Here is a 19,822-nt window from a genome sequence, read left to right as displayed (position 1 = left end):
CTGACATTGGGCGGGAAAGGGCGTATGGGAGCCGCCGCAACCGATCAAAACGAGGACGACGCCGTGAGCGCGACCCAGACCGAAACCCCTGCCAGCCGCGCCATCGTTCCCGTATCGATGAGCCTGTATGATGTCGATTTTCAGGGCTTCAGCGACGCTCTGGGCGCGTCTTTCGCCCGCTATGGCTTTGCGGTGATCGCCGATCACGGTCTGGACGAGGCGCGGATCGCCGCCGCACTGGACGACGCCAAGACCTTCTTCGCCTTGCCGGAAGAGGTCAAGCGCCAGTACCACCAGCCAGGCACGGGTGGCGCGCGGGGCCTGACGCCCTTCGGCGTGGAGGCGGCCAAGGGCGCCGCGACCGTCGATCTGAAGGAGTTCTGGCACGTCGGCCGGGAGCTGCCGGACGGTCATCCCTACCGCAAATATATGCGCGACAACGTCTGGCCGACCGAGATACCGGGCTTCCGGACGCACCTGTACGGCATGTACGAGGATCTGGACCGGCTGGGCGCACGGGTGCTGCGCGCCATCGCCCGCTATCTGAAGCTGGGCGACGGCTTCTTCGAGGACAAGGTTCAACTGGGCAACAGCGTGCTGCGCATGCTGCATTATCCGCCGGTGCCGGCGGATGCGCCGGGCGTGCGGGCCGGGGCGCACGAGGACATCAATGTCATCACCCTGCTTCTGGGCGCCGAAGAAGCCGGGCTTCAACTGCTGGACCGGGACGGAGAATGGCTGGACATCGCGCCGCCGCCCGGCGCCCTGGTGGTCAACATCGGCGACATGCTGCAGCGCCTGACCAACCACGTCCTGCCGTCGACCACGCACCGGGTGGTCAATCCGGCGCCCGAACGGCGCGGCTTCGCCCGCTATTCGACGCCCTTCTTCCTGCACTTCAATCCTGACTTCCCGATCGAGACCCTGCCCAGCACGATCACGCCGGACAATCCCGATCGCTACGCCGGCAAGACCATCCTGGCCGAGGACTATCTGACTGAACGCCTACGCGAAATCCGGCTGCTCTGAGCCGACTGCGCCTTCGGTCAGCGCGAGATACGCAATCGGGTGATGTCGCGGCCGATGGCCTTGAAGGATTCGGTGAGGTCGGCGCCGCTCGCCGGCAGAAAGAAGTTGGAGGGGCTGGTGGCGCAGTCGCGCAGGAAGCGGCCAGCGGTGCTGTTGGCCGAGACCTGGAAGCCGACGGTGTAGAGGATGATGTCCTTGTTCTTGATGGCCTCGCAAAGGGCTCTGGATTGGCCGTAGGGCTCGCCGTTAGGCGCCGGGCAGGCCGCACGATCCGATCCGCCGAACGAGGCGTTGCTGGCCAGGACGCCCGAGCAGTAGGGCGCATTGAACTCGCCGTCGGTCATCAGGATGACGGCTTTCAAGGTCTTGCGCGGGTTGTATTCGGCGGCGGGAAACTGGCGCCACAAGGCATTGAAGGACGGGGAGACCGCATACCAGCCCCAGGCCAATCCGATCTGGGCCGCCGTATAGCCGTCTGCCTGAAGGCCCTGTCTGCTGTTGTTCGCCGGCCCGATCAACTGATTGATCGCATTGCGGTCGTCGGTCAGGGGCAGCAGCGGCGACACCGTGCATTTGGCGTTGGATCCCCCGGCGTTGGCGTAGTAGCGGCCGACCAAGGCCGTGCTCGGCGATACGTCGTCATAGGCGTGGGGGCCGGTTCGTTCGCTGACGCAGTCGCTGATGGGGTAAACCTTGGTCGCGCCCGAGGTGTTGGCGTAGATTCGCCATTGGCACCCGTCGTATCCGCACCACACCCTGCCTCCGGACGTGTAGGGGCTCGCCGTCGGGCCGACCACGTTCAACGAGAAGGTGTTGGCGGTGACGTTGAAGATCGGCCAGTAGGAGGTCGAAGATGTCGTGTTCAGCTGGCTCATGCCGCCCACGTCGGTGATGCGGATGCTGGACTGGGCGCCGGTCGCCGGGTCCGTGGCGGCCAGGCCGTGGTTGGGCGCCGTCACGACCACCGTACAGTCGGACAGCAGGCACTCCGTCGCCGTCCCGTTGCGGCTATAGTTGCTGTAGCTGGACGTGTTGACGTTCTGCCACGACGATCCGTTCCAGCTTTGCAGTGAGAAGCTGTTGGAGGAGGCGTTGGCCACCCGATAGGCCTTGCCGTTCAGCTGAGTCATGCCCACCACGTCCTTGATCCAGACGTAGTCGCCGTTCTTGAAGCCGTGGTTGCTGGCGGTGATGTAGCCGGGATTGGCGCGGGTCGCGTCGGTGATGGACTTGGCGTCCCCGGTGGACCAATCGACCCGGGTGATCGAGGTGAACTGGATCGGCGCGCCGCGCGCCGTGGCCGCGAGCGAGCCCAGGTTCACGCCGGTCGAATAGGGAACGACGGCCAGGCGGGAATAGTAGGGCTGCTGCTGATCCTGGACGACGATGGTCGTCAGTTGACGTGCGGCGTCCTTCAGACTGGCGATCCGCGACCCGCCCATCGAGCCGGTGATGTCCAGCACCATGGCTACCTCGATGTCCTTCGACGAGCGATTGACTTCGGAGCGCACACTGATCGGAATGAAGTCGTCCAGCAGCTTGCCATAGGGCGGCAGCACGATATTGGCGACCAGGGTCTTCACGCGCACCTGCAGGTTCGAGATCACGACCTGGTCTTCGGTCAGGACGATCTGGAAATCCGAGTCCTTGAAAGGCTCCACATCGGCGTTGCGCAGGTTGGCGTTCAGCGTGGTCAGGGCCACGCGCTTCAAGTCCGCCACGTCGGTATAGGAGGACCGGGCGGCGGCCAGGGTGGCGGCGTCCAGCGCATCCTGCATCCGCGCCTTGACCGTGGTGATCCGGCTGATGTCGATGCCGCCCAGGGTCAGCATCAGCAGCATCGGCATGGCGAAGGCGAACATCATCACCACGTTTCCGCGCCGGTTCGACGCCAGCCGGCGCGAAAGCGCGCCGAGCCGTCGAATGACCGTGCCGATTCGTTCCTGAGCCGTCGCCATCTGTTTTCCCGAGGCGCAGATCGCCTCTCTTTGCGGCAGTCTGCGCCCTTAGGGTTAGGGAAGCGCCAAGCGGCGCGGTTAACGACGGTTAAGGCGGGGCCAGAATCAGCCCAGGCTCAGCCCAGGACGCAGGCGTCCAGACCCCGGTTGCGAACCGTCCCCATGGCCGCCTGGATGCGGGTGGCGCGCCGGCGGACGTAGGGGCCTGGCGCGACGGCCTCGTACCGACGAGGCGAGGGCAGGATGGCGGCCAGGCGTGCGGCCTCGGTGCGCGTCAGGGATCGGGCGTCCTTGCCGAACCAGTGCTGCGACGCGGCCTGGGCGCCATAGACGCCGGGGGCCCATTCCACCACGTTCAGATAGACCTCCATGATCCGGCGCTTGCCCCAGACGGTCTCGATCAGGACGGTGTAGCCCGCCTCCAGACCCTTTCGGACCCAGTCGCGCGAGGGCCACAGGAAGACGTTCTTGGCGGTCTGCTGGCTGATGGTGGAGCCGCCGCGCAGCCGCCCGCCGTCGGCGTTATGGTCCAGCGCCTTTTCGATGGCCGTGAGGTCGAAGCCGCGGTGACTGCAGAAGCCGGCGTCCTCGGCGGCGATGGCGGCGTCCACCAGATGGGGCGATATGGCGTTCAGACCGCGCCAGCGATAATCCAGCCCCTCGCCGCGCGCGGCCTGTTGAAGCATCAGGATGGTGGGCGTCGGAGGGACTATGGCGAACAGCAGGACCCCGCCGACGGGAACGCCGACGACGATCAGCAGCAGGGCCAGCCAGACGCGGCGCCAGCGGGATTCGCCCGAGCGCGCCATGCCTTAAAGCACCGCGACGCCGGCGGCCCCGTCCTCGTCGGCCCAGGCGACCTTGTCGGCCTCCGGACTCAGGGCCAGGGCGACGATGGCGGCGCCCCTGTCGGCCTTGACGAAGTTCAGGCCCTGGCCGGCCGGGTGGGCGATCCACACCCGGCCGTCGGCCAGACCCGCCGCGAGCAGGGGCTGGTTCGGCCGGGCGGCGACCCGGTTGACCAAGGTGGTGTCGTCATAGCCGATCTCGGTCGCCTCGCGCCCCATGGGGCCGTTCGATCCGACGAAGGGCCACAACACCGCCCCTTGCGCGCCGGAGGTCGCCAAAATCTGGCCGTCGGCCAGGAAGGCCAGGGACCGCACCTTGGACGGATAGCCGCCCATGCGCAGGTTCTTGGCGTCCTTCAGCCGCCAGCCGTGCAACTGGTTGTCCTGCATGGTGGTGACGACGAAACCGCCATCGGGCGAAAAGGCCACGCCGGTGTGCGAGCCGGCCCAGGCCAGCCGGGTCGGCTGCTGTTTTTCGATGCGAGCGTACCACAGGGCGGCCCCGCCATAGGTTGAGGCGGCGATGCGCCGGCCCTTGGGATCGAAGGCCACGCCGGACACCGTGCGCTCGTGCTGAAAGTCGCGGCGGAAGCCGACTTCGGCGGCGTCGATCACCGACAGGGTGCGCCCCTGGGTAAAGGCGATCAGGCCCGAGGCGGGCGCCGCGTCGATGGCGTCGATCCACTGGTTCCTGGCCGTGGCCAGCACGACCGGCCCCTCGTCGCGGCGGGTCCAGACGACCTTGCCGTCATCGCCCCCGGTGACGATTCCGTCGCCGGTCGGATGGACGCACGCGCACAGCACGGCCCCGTCGTGCGCCTCGACCCGCGTGCGATCCTCGAACCGGACCGAACCGTCGCCCAGGGCGAAGACGGCCCCGGTCTGGTCGAACAGGGCGGCGGTGATCTGGGCGTCGAAATCGAAATTCATGGTCAGGCGTTAGCGGGTTGCGCGGACGGCTGCAAATGGGCGGCGTCTCAGACCGGATCGGTCGGAGGGGGTGGCGTCGGCTCTTCCGGCAGGGGGATGAACTCCAGATCGTCCTCGCTGGGCAGGGCCATGCGGCCGGCCTTCCAGTCGGCCTTGGCCTGATCCAGCCGCGCCTGACTGGAGGAGACGAAATTCCACCAGATCAGCCGTTCGCCCACCGGCGCTCCGCCCAGGACCATGACGGTGGCCTGGGTCAGGGCCTTGACGGTCGGCTCGGCGCTGGGCTCCAGCACGATCATCTGGCCCTCGTGGAAGGTGCGGTCGCCGACCTCGATGGAGCCCTTGGCGACGAACAGCGCGCGTTCGCTCATCTCGCGCGCGGCGGGCGGTGCGGTGCGCACGCCCGGGTGCAGCTCCCAGTGGACATAGAACAGGGGGGACGACACGGGGGCCGCCGCCTTGGCGCCATAGGCCTCGCCCGCCACAAGCCGCGCGAACAGGCCGCCGTTCTCATAGGTCGGCTGGGCGTCCTCGCCCAGGTGATGGAAGGAGGGCTCGACCTCCTCGGCCTCGGTCGGCAGGGCGACCCAGGCCTGCATGCCGTGCATCGGACCGCCCCGGCTTTTCTTCAGGGGGTCGGTGCGTTCGGAATGGACGATGCCGCGCCCGGCTGTCATCCAGTTGACCTCGCCCGGCCGGATCGCCTGATTATAGCCGAGGTTGTCGTGGTGCATGATCTCCCCCTCGAACAGATAGGTCAGGGTCGACAGGCCGATGTGCGGGTGGGGCCGAACGTCGATGGCCGTGGCGCCGGGCGCGAACTCGGCCGGTCCCATCTGGTCCAGGAAGATGAAGGGGCCGACCATCCGCCGCGCATGAAACGGCAGGACGCGCCCGACCTCGAACCCGCCCAGGTCCTTGCGCCGCGCGTCGATCACCAGTTCGATCATGATTTTCATCCTCCGAGCCTGATCGCCTTTCGGCGGCGTGAATCAGGCTCTCGCTTGAAACCTGGGGCCGAGTATTCCGCAGCGCTATCCGACGTGGGGCGTGACGATGCCAAGGGGCAGGGCGGTCACATTCTTCACGCCGCGCGTCACGATATGGCTTTCGCAGTCGGACACCAGACCCAGGGCCAGCAGTTTCTCGCGCAGGAAGCGGTCGAAGGCGTGCATGTCGGAGGTGATGATCCGCAGCACATAGTCCTCGCGCCCCGTGATGGTGGCGCACTGGACGACCTCGGGCCATCCGGCCACGGCCTTGTCGAAGATTTCGAGATTCTCGGACGACGGCAGGGTCAGTTTGACGATGGCGTAAACCTCGAAGTCCAGGCCCAGGAGCTGCGCGTTCAGCAGGGTGACGCGCTTGGTGATCAGGCCGGAATCCTCCAGCCGCTTGATCCGTCGCCAGCAGGGCGAGGCCGACAGTCCGACCCGATCCGCGACCTCCGCGACCGACAATCCGGCGTCTTGTTGAAGGATATCCAGGATCCGGGCGTCGATGGGATCGAGTTCGTCCGCCAAGGTGTTTCTCCGATTATGATTATGGCGAAATAAAATACCCGAAATCGGGAAGATGCAAGGTCAAATTGAGCGAGCGCCGGCGTGAGCGTCGTGTTATCACACGGCCAGGGGAAACACGGACGGACTCCGAAAGGAACAGGGACGCCCGCATGAACGATAAAAACATGAAGAAGAACAGCCAGCCGTTGTCCTTGCATGTGCCTGAACCGGCAGGGCGGCCGGGGGACGCGCCGGACTTCGGCCATCTGGTTCTGGACGCCGCCGGCGCCGTGGAGCGGCCCGAGGTCGGCGCGAAACCCTATGAGATGCGCGACCTGGCCTTTGGACTGATTCGCGTCCTGGACGATGCGGGCGAGGCGGTCGGCCCCTGGAATCCGCGCCTGGACCCCGAGACATTGCGTCGCGGCCTGAAGGCCATGATCCTGACGCGCGCCTTCGACGACCGGATGCACCGCGCCCATCGTCAGGGCAAGACCAGCTTCTACATGAAATGCACCGGCGAGGAGGCGATCGCGGTCGCCCAGGGGATGCTGCTGAGCCGCGAGGACATGGGCTTTCCCACCTATCGCCAGCAGGGGCTCTTGATCGCGCGCGGCTATCCGCTGGTCGACATGATGAACCAGATCTATTCGAACGCGGCGGACCCTATCAAAGGCCGCCAGCTGCCGATCATGTATTCGGCCAAGGACCATGGCTTCTTCACCATATCGGGCAATCTGGGCACCCAGGTGCCGCAGGCCGTCGGCTGGGCCATGGCCAGCGCCTACAAGGGCGACGACAAGATCGCCATCAGCTGGATAGGCGACGGGGCCACGGCGGAAGGCGACTTCCACAACGCCCTGACCTTCGCCAGCGTCTATCGCGCCCCGGTCATCCTAAACGTCGTCAACAACCAGTGGGCCATTTCGTCCTTCATGGGCATCGCCGGGGGGCTGGAGACCACCTTCGCCTCCAAGGCCATCGGTTACGGCCTGCCTGCCCTGCGGGTGGACGGCAACGACTTTCTGGCGGTCTGGGCCGCGACCCAGTGGGCCGAAGAGCGGGCGCGGTCAAACCAGGGCGCCACGGTGATAGAACTGTTCACCTATCGCGGGGCCCCGCACTCCACCTCCGACGACCCCAGCCGCTATCGTCCGGGCGACGAGCACGACAAGTGGCCGCTGGGCGATCCGATCGAGCGGCTGCGCCAGCACCTGGTCCTTATCGGGGAGTGGGACGACGACCGCCACGCCGAGGCCCTGAAGGCGGCGGTCGAACAGGTCCGCGCCGCCGGCAAGGAGGCCGAAGCCATCGGCACCCTGGGCCAGTCGCGGCCCAGCGTGAAGACGATGTTCGAAGAGGTCTATGCGACCGAGGACTGGCGCCTGGTCGAACAGCGCCGCGAGGTGGGGGTCTGACCATGGCTGAGCAAACCACCTTCACCGAGGCCGACCGCAACGACGGCGTCGAACCCGACATGGTCGATCAGAACGCCGCCCCGGCCTCTGAGGCGACCGGCGCCGGCATCCAGCCGATGAACATGATCCAGGCCCTGAACTCGGCCATCGACGTCAAGATGGCCGAGGACCCCGACGTCCTGTCGTTCGGCGAGGACGCGGGCTATTTCGGCGGCGTCTTCCGCGTCACCGACAAGCTGCAGCAGAAGCACGGCCTGACCCGCAGCTTCGACGCCCCGATCTCGGAGTGCGGCATCGTCGCCGCGGCCATCGGGATGGGCGCCTATGGCCTGCGCCCGGTCGTGGAGATTCAGTTCGCCGACTACATCTATCCCGCCTACGACCAGATCGTCTCGGAAGCGGCCAAGATGCGCTATCGCTCGGGCGGCCAGTTCACCAGCCCGATCACGATCCGCAGCCCCTATGGCGGCGGCATCTTCGGCGGCCAGACGCACAGCCAGTCGCCGGAAAGCCTGTTCACCCATATCGCGGGACTGAAGGTCGTCATCCCGTCCAACCCCTATGACGCCAAGGGCCTGCTGACCGCCGCCATCGAGGACGACGACCCGGTCGTCTTCTTCGAGCCGAAACGCCTCTACAACGGCCCGTTCGACGGCTGGCACGAGAAGCCGGTCTCGCCGTGGAAGACGCAGGACCTCGCCCAGGTCCCGACCGGCAAATATGTCGAGCCGATCGGCAAGGCGCGCGTGATGCGCGAAGGAAACGACGTCACCATCCTGGCCTATGGCACCATGGTCTGGGTTGCGCTGGCGGGCGCCGAACACGCGGGCGTGGACGCCGAGGTCATCGACCTGCGCTCGCTCGTGCCGCTGGACATCGAGACCATCGAGGCCAGCGTGAAGAAGACCGGCCGCTGCGTCATCGTGCATGAGGCGCCCAAGACCTCGGGCTTCGGCGGCGAACTGTCGGCCCTGGTTCAGGAGCGCTGCTTCTATCACCTGGAGGCGCCCGTCGCGCGCGTGACGGGCTGGGACACCCCCTATCCCCATGCTTTCGAATGGGAATATTTCCCCGGACCGCAACGGGTCGCAGACGCCTTGAAGAGCGTCATGACGGGAGGTCGTTAAGATGGGTCGTTTCGTCTTCAAACTGCCCGACGTGGGCGAAGGCACCGCCGAGGCCGAACTGGTCGCCTGGCACGTCAAGGTCGGCGACATGGTCGCCGAGGACCAGATCGTCGCCGACGTCATGACCGACAAGGCCACGGTGGAGATCACCGCGCCGGTATCCGGCAAGGTTACGGCCATCCACGGCGAACCCGGCCAGATGATCCCCGTGCGCGGCCCTCTGGTCGAGTTCGAGGTCGAGGGTGCGGGCAATGCCGCCGATGCGCCCGAACCGGCGTCCCCTCCTGCTGTAAAGCCCGCCGCAGAAGCCGCGCCCAAGCCAGCAGCCAAGCCGCCGGTCGCGCCTGCGCATACAGTGGAAACGGCGGGCGGCAACTATGTCTTCAAACTGCCGGACGTCGGCGAAGGCACCGCAGAGGCCGAGCTGGTCGGCTGGCACGTCAAGGTCGGCGACGCGGTCGAGGAAGACCAGATCATCGCCGACATCATGACCGACAAGGCCACGGTGGAGATCACCTCGCCTGTCGCCGGCACGGTCGTCGCCCTATACGGCGAAGCGGGCAAGTCGGTGCCGGTCGGCGGTCCTCTGGTCGCGTTCGATGTCGAGGGGCGGGGCAATGTCTCGACGCCCGGGCCCGCTTCGGCCCCCTCCACCGCTTCGCGGTCCCCCTCCCCCGATGGGGGAGGATCGACAGCGGCGCCTGCACCCAAGTCTCCCCCCGTCGGGGGGAGTACCCGCGCAGCGGCGGAGGGGGGCAAACCCGTCCCCGCCTTGACCGGCCGCGCACCGGGCGAACGCCCGCTGGCCTCGCCCGCCGTGCGCAACCGGGCGCGCGACCTGGGCGTGGACCTGACCTTCGTGCCGGGGTCCGGCCCGGCCGGGCGGATCACGCACGAGGACCTGGACGGCTTCATCGCGCGCGGCGGATCGGTCCCCGCCTCCGCCCCCGCGGCAGGCGGATCGGCCTTCGCCCGCGCCGAGGGGACCACAGAGGTCCGCATCATCGGCTTGCGCCGCAAGATCGCGGAGAAGATGGCCGAGAGCGTGCGCCGCATCCCGCACATCACCTATGTCGAGGAAATCGACATGACGGCGCTGGAGGAGTTGCGCGCCCACCTGAACGCGACGAAGCAAAAGGACCAGCCCAAGCTGAACGTCCTGCCCTTCATCGCCCGCGCCATCGTGGTCGCCCTGCGCGACCAGCCCCAGATCAACGCCACCTATGACGACGAGGCGGGCGTCCTGACCCAGCACGCCCCGGTCCATCTGGGCATCGCCGCCCAGACGCCGAACGGCCTGATGGTGCCGGTGGTCCGCCATGCCGAGGCGCGCGACGCCTGGGATACGGCGCTGGAGATCGCGCGTGTGTCTGGCGCGGCCAAGGACGGTTCGGCCAAGCGCGAGGAACTGTCGGGTTCGACCATCACCATCACCTCCCTGGGCACGCTGGGCGGGGTGGTCCACACCCCGATCATCAACCACCCCGAGGTCGCCATCGTCGGCCCCAACAAGATCGCCGAACGGGTCGTGGTCAAGGACGGCCAGACGGTCGTGCGCAAGATGATGAACCTGTCGTCCAGCTTCGATCACCGCATCGTCGACGGGCATGATGCTGCGGTATTCGTGCAGCGGATCAAGGGGCTCTTGGAAAACCCGGCGACGCTGTGGATGGGTTAGGCGTTTGCTCGCTTGAGGACTGCAAGCATAGCTGCGCCAACCGCCTGGCTGGCTAACACTACTTCCTGCGGCTCAAAGTCTCGCCCAACCAAGGTGAGGCGCTGGTCCCAGAATTGCGTCGCTACCAAGGAAGGGAAATATGGAACGTTTTCGCCGTCCATTCTGCGCTGCACGAGACCTGAAACCAAGGTCATGTCTTCGTGCAACATCGCCCAAGCGGCGTCGTATTCTGGTTGCGAATAATTGCCGGGTCCGCCGAGAACCGCCACACAAACCAAAGCTCTGAGTTCTCGGAGAACCACCTTCGGATCGTAAGCGGGGTCAAAAGTTCGATAGTGAAGAACTAGGGCAGCCCAAGACGGAGCGGTAAGCAATCGTAAGGTCAAGCTTGCTGCGTCACGTCGCTCTGGGAGAAATATCCCTGACCGCACTAGGCGCTCAGTTTGATCGACAAGCTCGTCCAACATCTGGGTGGCGATATCCACCTCATCCAAGCGTCGCTTTCCAAACACAGCCCGGCTGCTCCATCCTGTTGTTGAGATCATAATGCAGAACATCAAAACCAAAGTCCTCATCATCGGCGCAGGCACCGGCGGCTATGTCGCAGGTATTCGCTGCGGCCAACTGGGCTTGGACACCGTACTGGTCGATGGCGGCGACGGGCTGGGCGGGACCTGCCTGAACGTCGGCTGTATTCCGTCCAAGGCCATCATCCATGCGGCGGGCAAGTTCGAGACCGTGGCCAAGGCGGCGGATGGGGGGACGCTGGGCGTCACGGCGGCGGCGCCCGCCATCGACCTGTCGCAGACGGTCGCGTGGAAGGACGGGATCGTCCGTAAGCTGAACGCGGGCGTCGCGGCCCTGCTGAAAAAGGCCAAGGTCAAGGTCGTCAAGGGCTGGGCGAACTTCGAGGACGCCAAGACCTGCATCGTCCAGACCGACGACGGCGACGTGAAGATCACCGCCGAACACGTCATCCTGGCGACGGGGTCCGAGCCGGTCGAGCTGCCCTTCCTGCCGTTCGGCGGCGACGTCATCTCCTCGACCGAGGCGCTGAGCCTGTCGGAGGTCCCCAAAAAGCTGGTCGTGGTCGGCGGCGGCTATATCGGGCTGGAGCTGGGCATCGCCTTCAGGAAGCTGGGCGCCCAAGTCGCCATCGTCGAAATGGCCGAGCGCATCCTGCCCCTCTATGACAAGGCCCTGACCGATCCGGTGGCCAAATGGCTGGAGAAGCACGGCGTCGAACTGCATCTCGGCGCGCGCGCCGGCGGCTTCGGCGACGGGAAGCTGTCGATCACCACCAAGGACGGCGAGCCGCTGCAACTGGACGCCGACAAGGTGCTGGTCACGGTTGGCCGGCGTCCGCGCACGCGAGGCTGGGGTCTAGAAAACATGGGCGTGGCCATGGCCGGCCCGTTCGTGAAGATCGACCAACGCTGCGCCACCTCGATGAAGAACGTCTGGGCGGTCGGCGACCTGACCGGCGAACCCATGCTGGCGCACAAGGGTTCGGCCCAGGGCGAGGTGGTCGCGGAGATCATCGCCGGTCATGACCGCGTGTTCGATCCCATGACCATCGCCGCCGTCTGTTTCACCGAGCCGGAGATCGTTTCGGCCGGTCTTGGTCCGAACGAGGTCACGGGCCGCGACGACGTGATCCAGTCGGTCTTCCCCTTCTCCGCCATCGGTCGCGCCCTGGCCATCGAGGCGGGCGAGGACGGCGGTTTCGTGCGCGTCATCGCCTCGAAACCCGACCACCGCATCCTGGGCATCCAGGCGGTGGGCCAGCATGTGTCGGAACTGTCCAACAGCTTCGCCCAGATGCTGGAAATGGGGGCGGTGCTGGAAGACGTCGCCGGGACGATCCACGTCCACCCGACGCTGGGCGAAGCCTTCCACGAGGCCAGCCTGCGCGCCCTCGGGCACGCCATCCACATCTGATCAGATCCGGTCCAGCCGCTTTGCGTGGTTCGCCACCATGCGGAGCGCGAGACCGTCGGGCAGGAAGCGCGCCAGTCCGGCCATGACGTTGTTCATGACGCCGGGCGTGACGCTGGGTCGGTTGGCCTCGCAGGCGTCATGGCCGATGCGGGCCACGCGGGCCGCGTCCATCCACATCCAGGCCGGATAGGCGCTGGAGACCTGATCGCGCGATCCGTTGACGTCGTGGAACTCCGTCAGGGTGTAGCCGGGGTTCAACACCGTCACGTGGACGCCGGTCCCCTGCGTCTCCAGATGCAAGCCCTGCGACGCCTTGATCAGGAAGCTCTTGATCGGCCCGTACAGGGTGTCGCCGCCGGTCGCGGGCATCTGGCCGGCCAGGGACGCCACATTCAGCACCCGGCCGAAGCCGCGTTCGATCATGCCGGGCAGGAACAGGCGCGACAGCTCGACCGGCGCCGTCAGCATGACCTGGATCATGGCGCGGTGGGCCGAAAGCTCGGTGTCCAGAAAGCCGGTGACGCGGCTGAAGCCCGCATTGTTGACCAGGCCGTCGACGGTCAGGCCGCGCGATGCGACGGCGTCGATCAGCCGTTCGGGCGCGTCGGGATCGGACAGGTCTTCGGGGACGACCGTGGCCGTCGCGCCCTTGGCCGACAGTTCGGCGGCAAGGGTTTGCAGCGGACCTTCGCGCCGTGCAGTCAGGATCAGGTCCCAGCCGTGATCGGCATAGACCCGCGCCAGGGCCGCGCCGATGCCGGCCGACGCGCCGGTGATCAGGACAGTCCGGCGCATCGGACCCTCAAGCCGCGACGGGGCAGGACGGGTGGACAGTAAAAGCCGCCAGCGAGGCCGGGTTCTCGGCCAGCAGGTCGGCGATGGTGATCTTGGACAGGGCCTCGGTCGCCGCCTCGTCGGCGGCGGTCAGGGCCTTGGCCACCTGGCGCGGGATATGTTCGCTGATCGGGCAGCCCTTGGCGCCGGCGGGGGGAGAGCCGATGTGGGCGCAGCCGTTGACCGCCTTCAGCACCAGATCCAGGCCGATGTCCTCCGGTCGGCGCAGCAGCCAGGAGCCGCCGGTGGCGCCGGGACGGGTGGCGATCAGACCGGCCTTGGCCAGAAGGGCGGTGACGCGCCGCACCACCACCGGGTTGGTCGGGATGGACGAGGCCAGGACGCCGCTGGGCATCGCCTGCCCAGGCCCGAACGCGCCCCCGTGGGCCATATAGGCCAGGGCGTGGGCGGCGACGGGAAAGCGCTGGCTGTCTGACATGGTTCGGTTCCTGATGGGAAAATAGGCCCTCGGACGCCGAATCACAAATCCGCCCGTCGAACGTCGAAACCGAATCCCGCGCGACACGATTGAAGCGGACGCGGAATGCGCCTAAAGGCTCGCGGCTTTGAAGGGACCGGCGAGGCCGTCGGCGACCCGGAGGATACGCATGGCCGGGGATACTCCCCACGACGCGAGCGCTCCCTCGCCCGCGTCGCACACGCCGGACGCAAGCGCCCCCGCCACGGGTCCGGAGTCCCATAGTCCCGCCGGACAGGTCGCCAAGCACGGCGGATTCTGGGCCCTGACGATCGGCGCGATCGGCGTGGTGTTCGGCGATATCGGCACCAGCCCGCTGTACGCCCTGCGCGAGGCGATCGACCATGCGCGCACCGGCGTCGGCGGCGATCTGGCGGTCGTGGGCGTCGTGTCTCTGGCCTTCTGGGCGCTGATGGTCGTGGTGACGTTCAAGTACGTCTTCTTCCTGATGCGCGCCGACAATAAGGGCGAGGGCGGCACCCTGTCGCTGATGGCCCTGGCCCAGCACGCGGTGGGACGGCGCAGCGCCTGGATCTTCATCCTGGGCGTCTGCGGCGCCGCGCTCTTCTATGGCGACGGCATCATCACGCCGGCCATTTCCGTCCTGTCCGCGGTCGAGGGCCTGCAGGACGCGCCGGGTCTCAGCGGCCGGCTGGACCTGTTCATCGTACCGATCTCGGCGGGCATACTGATCGCCCTGTTCATGGCCCAGTCGCGCGGCACCGCCAGCCTGGCCAAATATTTCGGCCCGATCACGGCCGTCTGGTTTCTCAGCCTCGGGGGCCTGGGCCTCTATCACATCTTCGACGACGTCAGCATCCTGCGCGCCCTGTCGCCGCATTACGGCGTCCAGCTTCTGCTCCAGGACGGCTTCCTGGGCTTCATCATCCTGGGCAGCGTCTTTCTGGCGGTGACGGGCGCCGAGGCGCTCTATGCCGACATGGGGCATTTCGGAAAGGCGCCGATCCGCATGGGCTGGCTGGCCTTCGTCCTGCCGTGCCTGACGCTGAACTATCTGGGCCAGGGCGCCCTGATCCTGGACAACCCGGCCGCGTCGGACAATCCGTTCTGGAACATGGTGCCGCACCTGGCCTATTGGCCGATGCTGATCCTGGCGACGGCCGCGACGGTCATCGCCTCGCAGGCCGTGATCACGGGCGCCTTCTCGGTGACGCAGCAGGCGGTGCAACTGGGCCTGCTGCCGCGCATCGATATCAAGAACACCTCCGAAACCCAGGCCGGCCAGATCTTCGTGCCCGCGGTCAACAGCTTCCTGATGATCGGGGTGCTGGTCCTGCTGGTGGTGTTCCAAAGTTCGCACAACCTGACCGCCGCCTATGGGGTGGCGGTGACGGGCACCATGCTGGTCAATACGCTGATGGCCTATTCGGTGATCCGCAAGGGCTGGAAATGGCCGCTGTGGGCGGTCGCGGGCACGCTGATCCCCTTCGCCTTCATCGACGGCGTCTTCCTGACCTCCAATCTGCTGAAGATTCCGGACGGCGCCTGGATGCCGCTGGTGCTGGGCGTCCTGCTGGTGGTCATCATGTGGACATGGGTGCGCGGCACCCAGATTCTGACGACCAAGACCCGGAAGGACAGCCTGCCGCTCGGCGACCTGATCGAGATGCTGCACGCTCGACCGCCGCACCGGGCGCCGGGCACGGCCATCTTCCTGACCTCGGACCCCGACGTCGCCCCGGTCGCCCTGATGCACAATCTCAAGCACAACAAGGTGCTGCACGAGAAGAACGTCATCCTGACCGTGCGCACCTCGGATCGGCCGCGCATCAAGGAAGCGGACCGCGTGCGGATGGAGCCGATCAACGACGACTTCAAGAAGCTGACCGTCACCTATGGCTTCATGGAGACGCCGAACGTGCCGCGCGCCCTGGGCCTGTGCCGCAAACAGGGACTGAAGTTCGACATCATGTCGACCAGCTTCTTCCTGGGCCGTCGCTCGCTGATCCCGTCGGCGCGCCAGGGCATGCCCCTGTGGCAGGACAAGCTGTTCATCTTCCTGATGCGCAACGCCGCCAATCCGACCGACTTCTTCCACATCCCGCCCGGCCGCGTGGTCGAACTGGGCGCGCAGGTGGCGGTTTGAGGCCGGGTCAGAACTCCGAAGCGCGCGGCCGCCGGATGGCGACCAAGGGCAAGCCGCGTCCGGCCTCGACCGAGGCCGCGCCGGTTCAGGACGACATCGGCGTCGAGGCCCGCGTCGTCGCCGGCCTGCTGCTGAACGCGGCCCTGGACAAGCGCAACGGTCTGGACGAGGCCCTGGCCCAGCCGCCGGCCCGCCCCCTGGCGCCGGTGGACCGCGCCTTCGCCCGCGCCGTGGCGATGGCGGCCCTGCGTCGGTTGGGCGAGATCGACCAGATTCTGGATCGCCGGCTGAAGAAGTCGCCGCCCGAGGCGGTTCGCACCTTGATGCGCATCGCCCTGGCCCAGACCCTGGTGTTGGAAACTCCGGCCTTCGCCGCCGTGTCGACCGCTGTGAAACTGGCCGAGCGCGACCCCAAGACCCGGCCCTACAAGAACCTGGTCAACGCCGTGCTGCGCGGCATAGGGCGGGAGGGGCCGGGTCTGACAACGGCGGAATCCAACCTGCCCGACTGGATCGCCGCGCGCTGGCGGGCGGCCTATGGCGAGGCGGTGCTGACCGGCCTGGCCCTGGCCGCGCGCGAGGAGCCGCCGACCGACCTCAGCCTGAAGCCGGGCGTCGACGCCATGTCGGTCGCCGAAGCCGTGGAGGGCGAAGTCCTGCCCGGCGGCACGGTGCGGACCGGGCGGCGCGGCGACGTGGCGACCTGGCCGACGTTCGAGACCGGCGACTGGTGGGTGCAGGATGCGGCGGCGGCCGCGCCCGCTCGCCTGCTGGCCGTGAAGTCCGGCGAGACGGCTCTGGACATGTGCGCCGCGCCTGGCGGCAAGACCCTGCAACTGGCGGCCGACGGCGCGGCGGTCACGGCCCTGGACCGCTCGGCCGCGCGCCTGAAACGCCTGACGCAGAACCTTGAGCGGACCGGCTTGACCGCCGAGGTGGTCGCCGTCCCGGCCGAGGCGTGGGAGGACGCCCGCACCTTCGACGCCGTCCTGCTGGACGCGCCCTGCACGGCGACGGGCACCTTCCGCCGCAATCCCGAGGTTCTACGCGCCACCCGCCCCGCCGACGTGGCCAAGCTGGCGGATGTTCAGCACCGACTGCTGGACGCCGCCGCCGAACGGGTGAAGCCGGGCGGCCGTCTGGTCTATTGCACCTGTTCGCTGGAGCGCGAGGAGGGCGAGACCCAGATCATCGCCTTTCTGCGTCGCAACCCCGCCTACCGCACCGTCCCGGTCGATCCGGCCGCCGTCGGCGCCCCGGCCGAGGCCCTGACGCCCGAAGGCTGGCTGCGCATCCTGCCGTCATTCTGGCCCGAACGCGGCGGGCTGGACGGCTTCTTCGCCGCCCGGCTGGAGCGGATTTCCTGAGCGGGCGCGCCTTGCTCCCGCCCGCAAGCCGTCCTATCCCCCAGGCCATGGCCCTCACCCCTCTGATCTGCCCGTCCATCCTCGCCAGCGATTTCGCGCGGCTGGGCGAAGAAGTGCGCGCGCTGGAGGCGGCGGGCGCCGACTGGATCCATGTCGATGTGATGGACGGGCATTTCGTGCCGAACATCACCCTGGGGCCGGACATCGTGAAGGCGATCCGGCCGCATACGACCCTGCCGTTCGACGTCCACCTGATGGTCGCCCCGGTCGATCCGTGGCTGGAGGCCTTCCGCGCGGCGGGCGCCGACATCCTGAGCGTCCATCCCGAGAGCGGCCCGCACGTCCATCGCACCCTGGGCCGCATCCGCCAGCTGGGCGCCAAGGCGGGCCTGGTTTTCAATCCCGGCACGCCTCTGTCGGTGCTGGAAGAGGTGGTCGATCTGGTCGATCTGGTGCTGATCATGTCGGTCAATCCGGGATTCGGCGGGCAGACCTTCCTCGACGCCTCCCTGCGCAAGATCGCCGCCGCCCGGTCCATTCTGGATCGCGCCGGTTCTGCGGCCCATCTGCAGGTGGACGGCGGCGTGACCTCGGCCAATGCGGCGGCCTGCGTGGCGGCGGGGGCGGACGCCCTGGTCGCCGGCTCCTTCGTGTTCAAGGGCGATTACGCCGCCAATATCACGGCCCTGAAAGCTGGCCCGGGCGCCGCGTGAGCCCGATCGGCCCCTTTGCGCCGCGCGGGTCGGACGCCGCGCCCGATATCGGGCCGGGCCAGATTCCCGGCCTGCCCGGCGCCCCGGTCCGCACGCCGGTGCGTTCGGGCGAGGCGGCGGTCGGCGCCGGCCTGTGGCCCGCCATTCTGGGCCGGCTGGCGACGCGGCAGTTGTGGATCGAGCTTTACGGCCTGCCGGGCTACGGCCTGACCCTGGGCGGGCGCAAGGTGACGGCCTTCGCCGCCACGCCCCGCGATTTCCGGCCGCACGATCCGGCGCCGGGCAAGGGTTTTGTGGTCGGCCGGTTCATCCTGGCCGGCGCCTCGATGGAGGTGGAGCCTCCGGCCGATCCGTGGAACAGGCCCAGCCCAACCCGGCCCTTCGCGGTCGAGCTGCACGCCTTCAACTGGATGCCGGCCCTGATGGCCCAGGGGGAGCGCGGGGCGCGCGAGGCCCTGCGCCTGACCCTGACCTGGATCGACGCCTTCGCCCGCTGGTCGCCCTTCGCCTGGGGTCCCGACATCCTGCCGCGCCGGGTGATCAACCTGGCCTGCGCCGCGCGCCGCATGGGGGCGGTGGCGACCGAGGCCGAGCGGCTGCGGCTGGCCGACAGCCTGGCGCGCCAGACGCGCCAGCTGCTGCGTCCGCCGGGGGGGCTGGCCACCAGGGCCGAGCGACTGACCGCCGCCGCCATCGGCGGCTGCGTCCTGGCCGGCGCGCCGGGCCAGGACCTGCGTCGCCGGGCTCTGAAGGCCCTGCCGACCGCCCTGAAGACCACCGTCCTGCCCGACGGGGGCCACGCCTCGCGCAGTCCTCAGGCCGGGCTGGAGCTGTTGCTGGACCTGCTGACCCTGGACGACGCCCTGTCGAAGCTGTCGGAGCCGACGCCCGACCCCGTGTCGGAGGCCATCGCCCGGCTGACGCGGGGCCTTCGCCTGTTGACGCTGCCGGACGGCGGCCTGGCCAGTTTCCAGGGCGGCGGGCCGTCCAGCGCGGCCCGCGTCGCCGCCGCCCGCGCCCATGACGAGGCCGTCGAAGAGGCTCCGGTCGGCGTCGTGGCCGGCCTGTCCCGCATCGCCGGATCGCTGCTGACGGTGGTGGCTGATGTCGCCGCCCCTGCCCAAGGCGCCTGGAGCGCGACCGCCTGCGCCCAGCCGTTGGCGCTGGAGGTGGTCTGCGGCAAGGACCGGCTGTTCACCGGCTCGGGCTGGACCCCGGCGGCGACCGACCGTCAGGCCCTGCGGCTGACGCCCGCCCATTCGACCCTGACCCTGGGCGAGCGGTCCTTGAACGAGCCCCTGGGGGGCTGGAAGGGCGAGCTTCTGGGGCCGCGCCTGGTGGGACCGCCGATCCATGTGACCCATGACCAGCGCACGGGCGACGGGGCCATCTGGTTGGAGATGGAGCATGACGGCTGGGCCGAAGCCTTCGGTCTGAACCATCAGCGCCGCCTCTATCTGGATCAACGGCTGGACGAACTGCGGGCCGAAGAGCGGCTGTTTCCCACACCCGGTCGCCGGGATGTGCTGCGCCCCATCGCCGCCCCCTACGCGATCCGGTTCCAGCTGGAGCCGGGTGTGCAGGCGTCCCTGGCGCGCGACCGGCGCTCCATCCTGCTGCGCGGCGCCTCCGGCCGGGGCTGGTGGTTCCGCACCGACGGCCCGGACCTGGCGGTGGAGCCCAGCGTCCATATCGACGCCGGCCTGACGCGCCGCAGCCTTCAGATCGTGGTCCGCGGCTCGGCCCGCACCGACGCCGAAACCAAGGTCCGCTGGAAACTGAGCCCGGCCGGCACGAGCGGCGAGGCGGGCTGAAACCCGCCGTGGGGTGACGGGCGGCCGGATTGGCGCTAGAGGGCGCGCCATCCTCCCCAGCCTGCACCGGACCGCCGC

Annotated in this window: 17 protein-coding genes; 9 read left to right on the top strand and 8 right to left on the bottom strand. The window is 68.1% G+C overall.

The genetic code is table 11. From position 1 onward, the window contains the following. Window positions 1-117: 117 nt before the first annotated feature. The gene (locus QE389_RS10275; RefSeq protein WP_307369034.1) at window positions 118-1,029 is read left to right on the top strand and encodes an isopenicillin N synthase family oxygenase; all 912 of its coding nucleotides are present in this window, start codon (window positions 118-120) and stop codon (window positions 1,027-1,029) included. A 17-nt stretch (window positions 1,030-1,046) separates the two neighbouring features. Here the strand turns inward: QE389_RS10275 and QE389_RS10270 are convergent, their stop codons facing one another. From QE389_RS10270 to QE389_RS10250, 5 genes are all read right to left on the bottom strand, one after another. Then, window positions 1,047-2,987, bottom strand: a complete 1,941-nt coding sequence (locus tag QE389_RS10270; RefSeq protein WP_307366957.1) for a ubiquitin-activating E1 FCCH domain-containing protein — start codon at window positions 2,985-2,987, stop codon at window positions 1,047-1,049. A gap of 116 nt (window positions 2,988-3,103) precedes the next feature. Next, window positions 3,104-3,796 carry a monofunctional biosynthetic peptidoglycan transglycosylase gene (gene mtgA / locus QE389_RS10265; protein ID WP_307366955.1) on the bottom strand — a complete coding sequence of 231 codons (693 nt, stop codon included), beginning with the start codon at window positions 3,794-3,796 and terminating at the stop codon, window positions 3,104-3,106. 3 nt (window positions 3,797-3,799) lie between these two features. Continuing rightward, complete coding sequence (locus tag QE389_RS10260; protein WP_307366953.1) at window positions 3,800-4,765, bottom strand: WD40 repeat domain-containing protein; 966 nt, start codon at window positions 4,763-4,765, stop codon at window positions 3,800-3,802. Between the two features lie 47 nt (window positions 4,766-4,812). After that, on the bottom strand, window positions 4,813-5,715 hold the full coding sequence (locus QE389_RS10255) for a pirin family protein (protein WP_307369031.1): 903 nt from the start codon (window positions 5,713-5,715) through the stop codon (window positions 4,813-4,815). A gap of 84 nt (window positions 5,716-5,799) precedes the next feature. Next, the gene (locus QE389_RS10250; RefSeq protein ID WP_292088488.1) at window positions 5,800-6,288 is read right to left on the bottom strand and encodes an Lrp/AsnC family transcriptional regulator; all 489 of its coding nucleotides are present in this window, start codon (window positions 6,286-6,288) and stop codon (window positions 5,800-5,802) included. A gap of 149 nt (window positions 6,289-6,437) precedes the next feature. Here QE389_RS10250 and QE389_RS10245 point away from each other — a divergent pair, with 149 nt between their 5' ends. The 3 genes from QE389_RS10245 to QE389_RS10235 are packed head-to-tail and all read left to right on the top strand — an operon-like array spanning window position 6,438 to window position 10,490. After that, window positions 6,438-7,685 carry a 3-methyl-2-oxobutanoate dehydrogenase (2-methylpropanoyl-transferring) subunit alpha gene (locus tag QE389_RS10245; protein WP_307366950.1) on the top strand — a complete coding sequence of 416 codons (1,248 nt, stop codon included), beginning with the start codon at window positions 6,438-6,440 and terminating at the stop codon, window positions 7,683-7,685. 59 nt (window positions 7,686-7,744) lie between these two features. Next, window positions 7,745-8,812: an alpha-ketoacid dehydrogenase subunit beta gene (locus tag QE389_RS10240; RefSeq protein ID WP_373458347.1), complete on the top strand. Its 1,068-nt coding sequence runs from the start codon at window positions 7,745-7,747 to the stop codon at window positions 8,810-8,812. 1 nt (window position 8,813) lies between these two features. Next, window positions 8,814-10,490, top strand: a complete 1,677-nt coding sequence (locus tag QE389_RS10235; protein WP_307366946.1) for a 2-oxo acid dehydrogenase subunit E2 — start codon at window positions 8,814-8,816, stop codon at window positions 10,488-10,490. On the opposite strand, the gene QE389_RS10230 is transcribed toward QE389_RS10235, so the two are convergent. Next, entirely contained in the window at window positions 10,487-10,975 is a 489-nt protein-coding gene (locus QE389_RS10230; protein ID WP_307366944.1) for a hypothetical protein, read from the bottom strand. The genes QE389_RS10235 and QE389_RS10230 overlap by 4 nt on opposite strands. Window positions 10,976-11,036: 61 nt before the next feature. Here QE389_RS10230 and lpdA point away from each other — a divergent pair, with 61 nt between their 5' ends. Next, window positions 11,037-12,431 (top strand): dihydrolipoyl dehydrogenase, encoded by a 1,395-nt coding sequence (gene lpdA, locus QE389_RS10225; protein ID WP_307366942.1) that lies wholly within the window; start codon window positions 11,037-11,039, stop codon window positions 12,429-12,431. On the opposite strand, the gene QE389_RS10220 is transcribed toward lpdA, so the two are convergent. Together QE389_RS10220 and QE389_RS10215 are read right to left on the bottom strand one after the other, a co-directional pair. Beyond that, window positions 12,432-13,226 (bottom strand): SDR family oxidoreductase, encoded by a 795-nt coding sequence (locus QE389_RS10220; protein ID WP_307366940.1) that lies wholly within the window; start codon window positions 13,224-13,226, stop codon window positions 12,432-12,434. It abuts the gene before it with no gap. Window positions 13,227-13,233: 7 nt separating this feature from the next. Then, on the bottom strand, window positions 13,234-13,704 hold the full coding sequence (locus tag QE389_RS10215) for an Rrf2 family transcriptional regulator (protein ID WP_307366938.1): 471 nt from the start codon (window positions 13,702-13,704) through the stop codon (window positions 13,234-13,236). A 169-nt stretch (window positions 13,705-13,873) separates the two neighbouring features. Between QE389_RS10215 and QE389_RS10210 the strand changes: the two genes are divergently transcribed. Genes QE389_RS10210 through QE389_RS10195 form a run of 4 tightly spaced genes read left to right on the top strand, consistent with a single transcriptional unit; the run spans window position 13,874 to window position 19,744 of the window. Continuing rightward, a complete protein-coding gene (locus QE389_RS10210) occupies window positions 13,874-15,850 on the top strand; it encodes a potassium transporter Kup (RefSeq protein WP_307366936.1) in 1,977 nt (658 codons plus the stop codon). A 35-nt stretch (window positions 15,851-15,885) separates the two neighbouring features. Next, window positions 15,886-17,217: an RsmB/NOP family class I SAM-dependent RNA methyltransferase gene (locus QE389_RS10205; protein ID WP_307366934.1), complete on the top strand. Its 1,332-nt coding sequence runs from the start codon at window positions 15,886-15,888 to the stop codon at window positions 17,215-17,217. Between the two features lie 47 nt (window positions 17,218-17,264). Then, complete coding sequence (gene rpe, locus QE389_RS10200) at window positions 17,265-17,930, top strand: ribulose-phosphate 3-epimerase (RefSeq protein WP_307366932.1); 666 nt, start codon at window positions 17,265-17,267, stop codon at window positions 17,928-17,930. After that, window positions 17,927-19,744, top strand: a complete 1,818-nt coding sequence (locus tag QE389_RS10195; RefSeq protein ID WP_307366930.1) for a heparinase II/III family protein — start codon at window positions 17,927-17,929, stop codon at window positions 19,742-19,744. The genes rpe and QE389_RS10195 overlap by 4 nt, the downstream gene beginning before the upstream one ends. The last annotated feature ends 78 nt before the right edge of the window (window positions 19,745-19,822 follow it).

It is taken from the genome of Brevundimonas sp. SORGH_AS_0993, from assembly GCF_030818545.1.
Classification (GTDB): Bacteria; Pseudomonadota; Alphaproteobacteria; order Caulobacterales; family Caulobacteraceae; genus Brevundimonas.
Note: the sequence above shows the minus strand (reverse complement) of the source record. Positions and strands in the feature narration are given on the sequence as shown.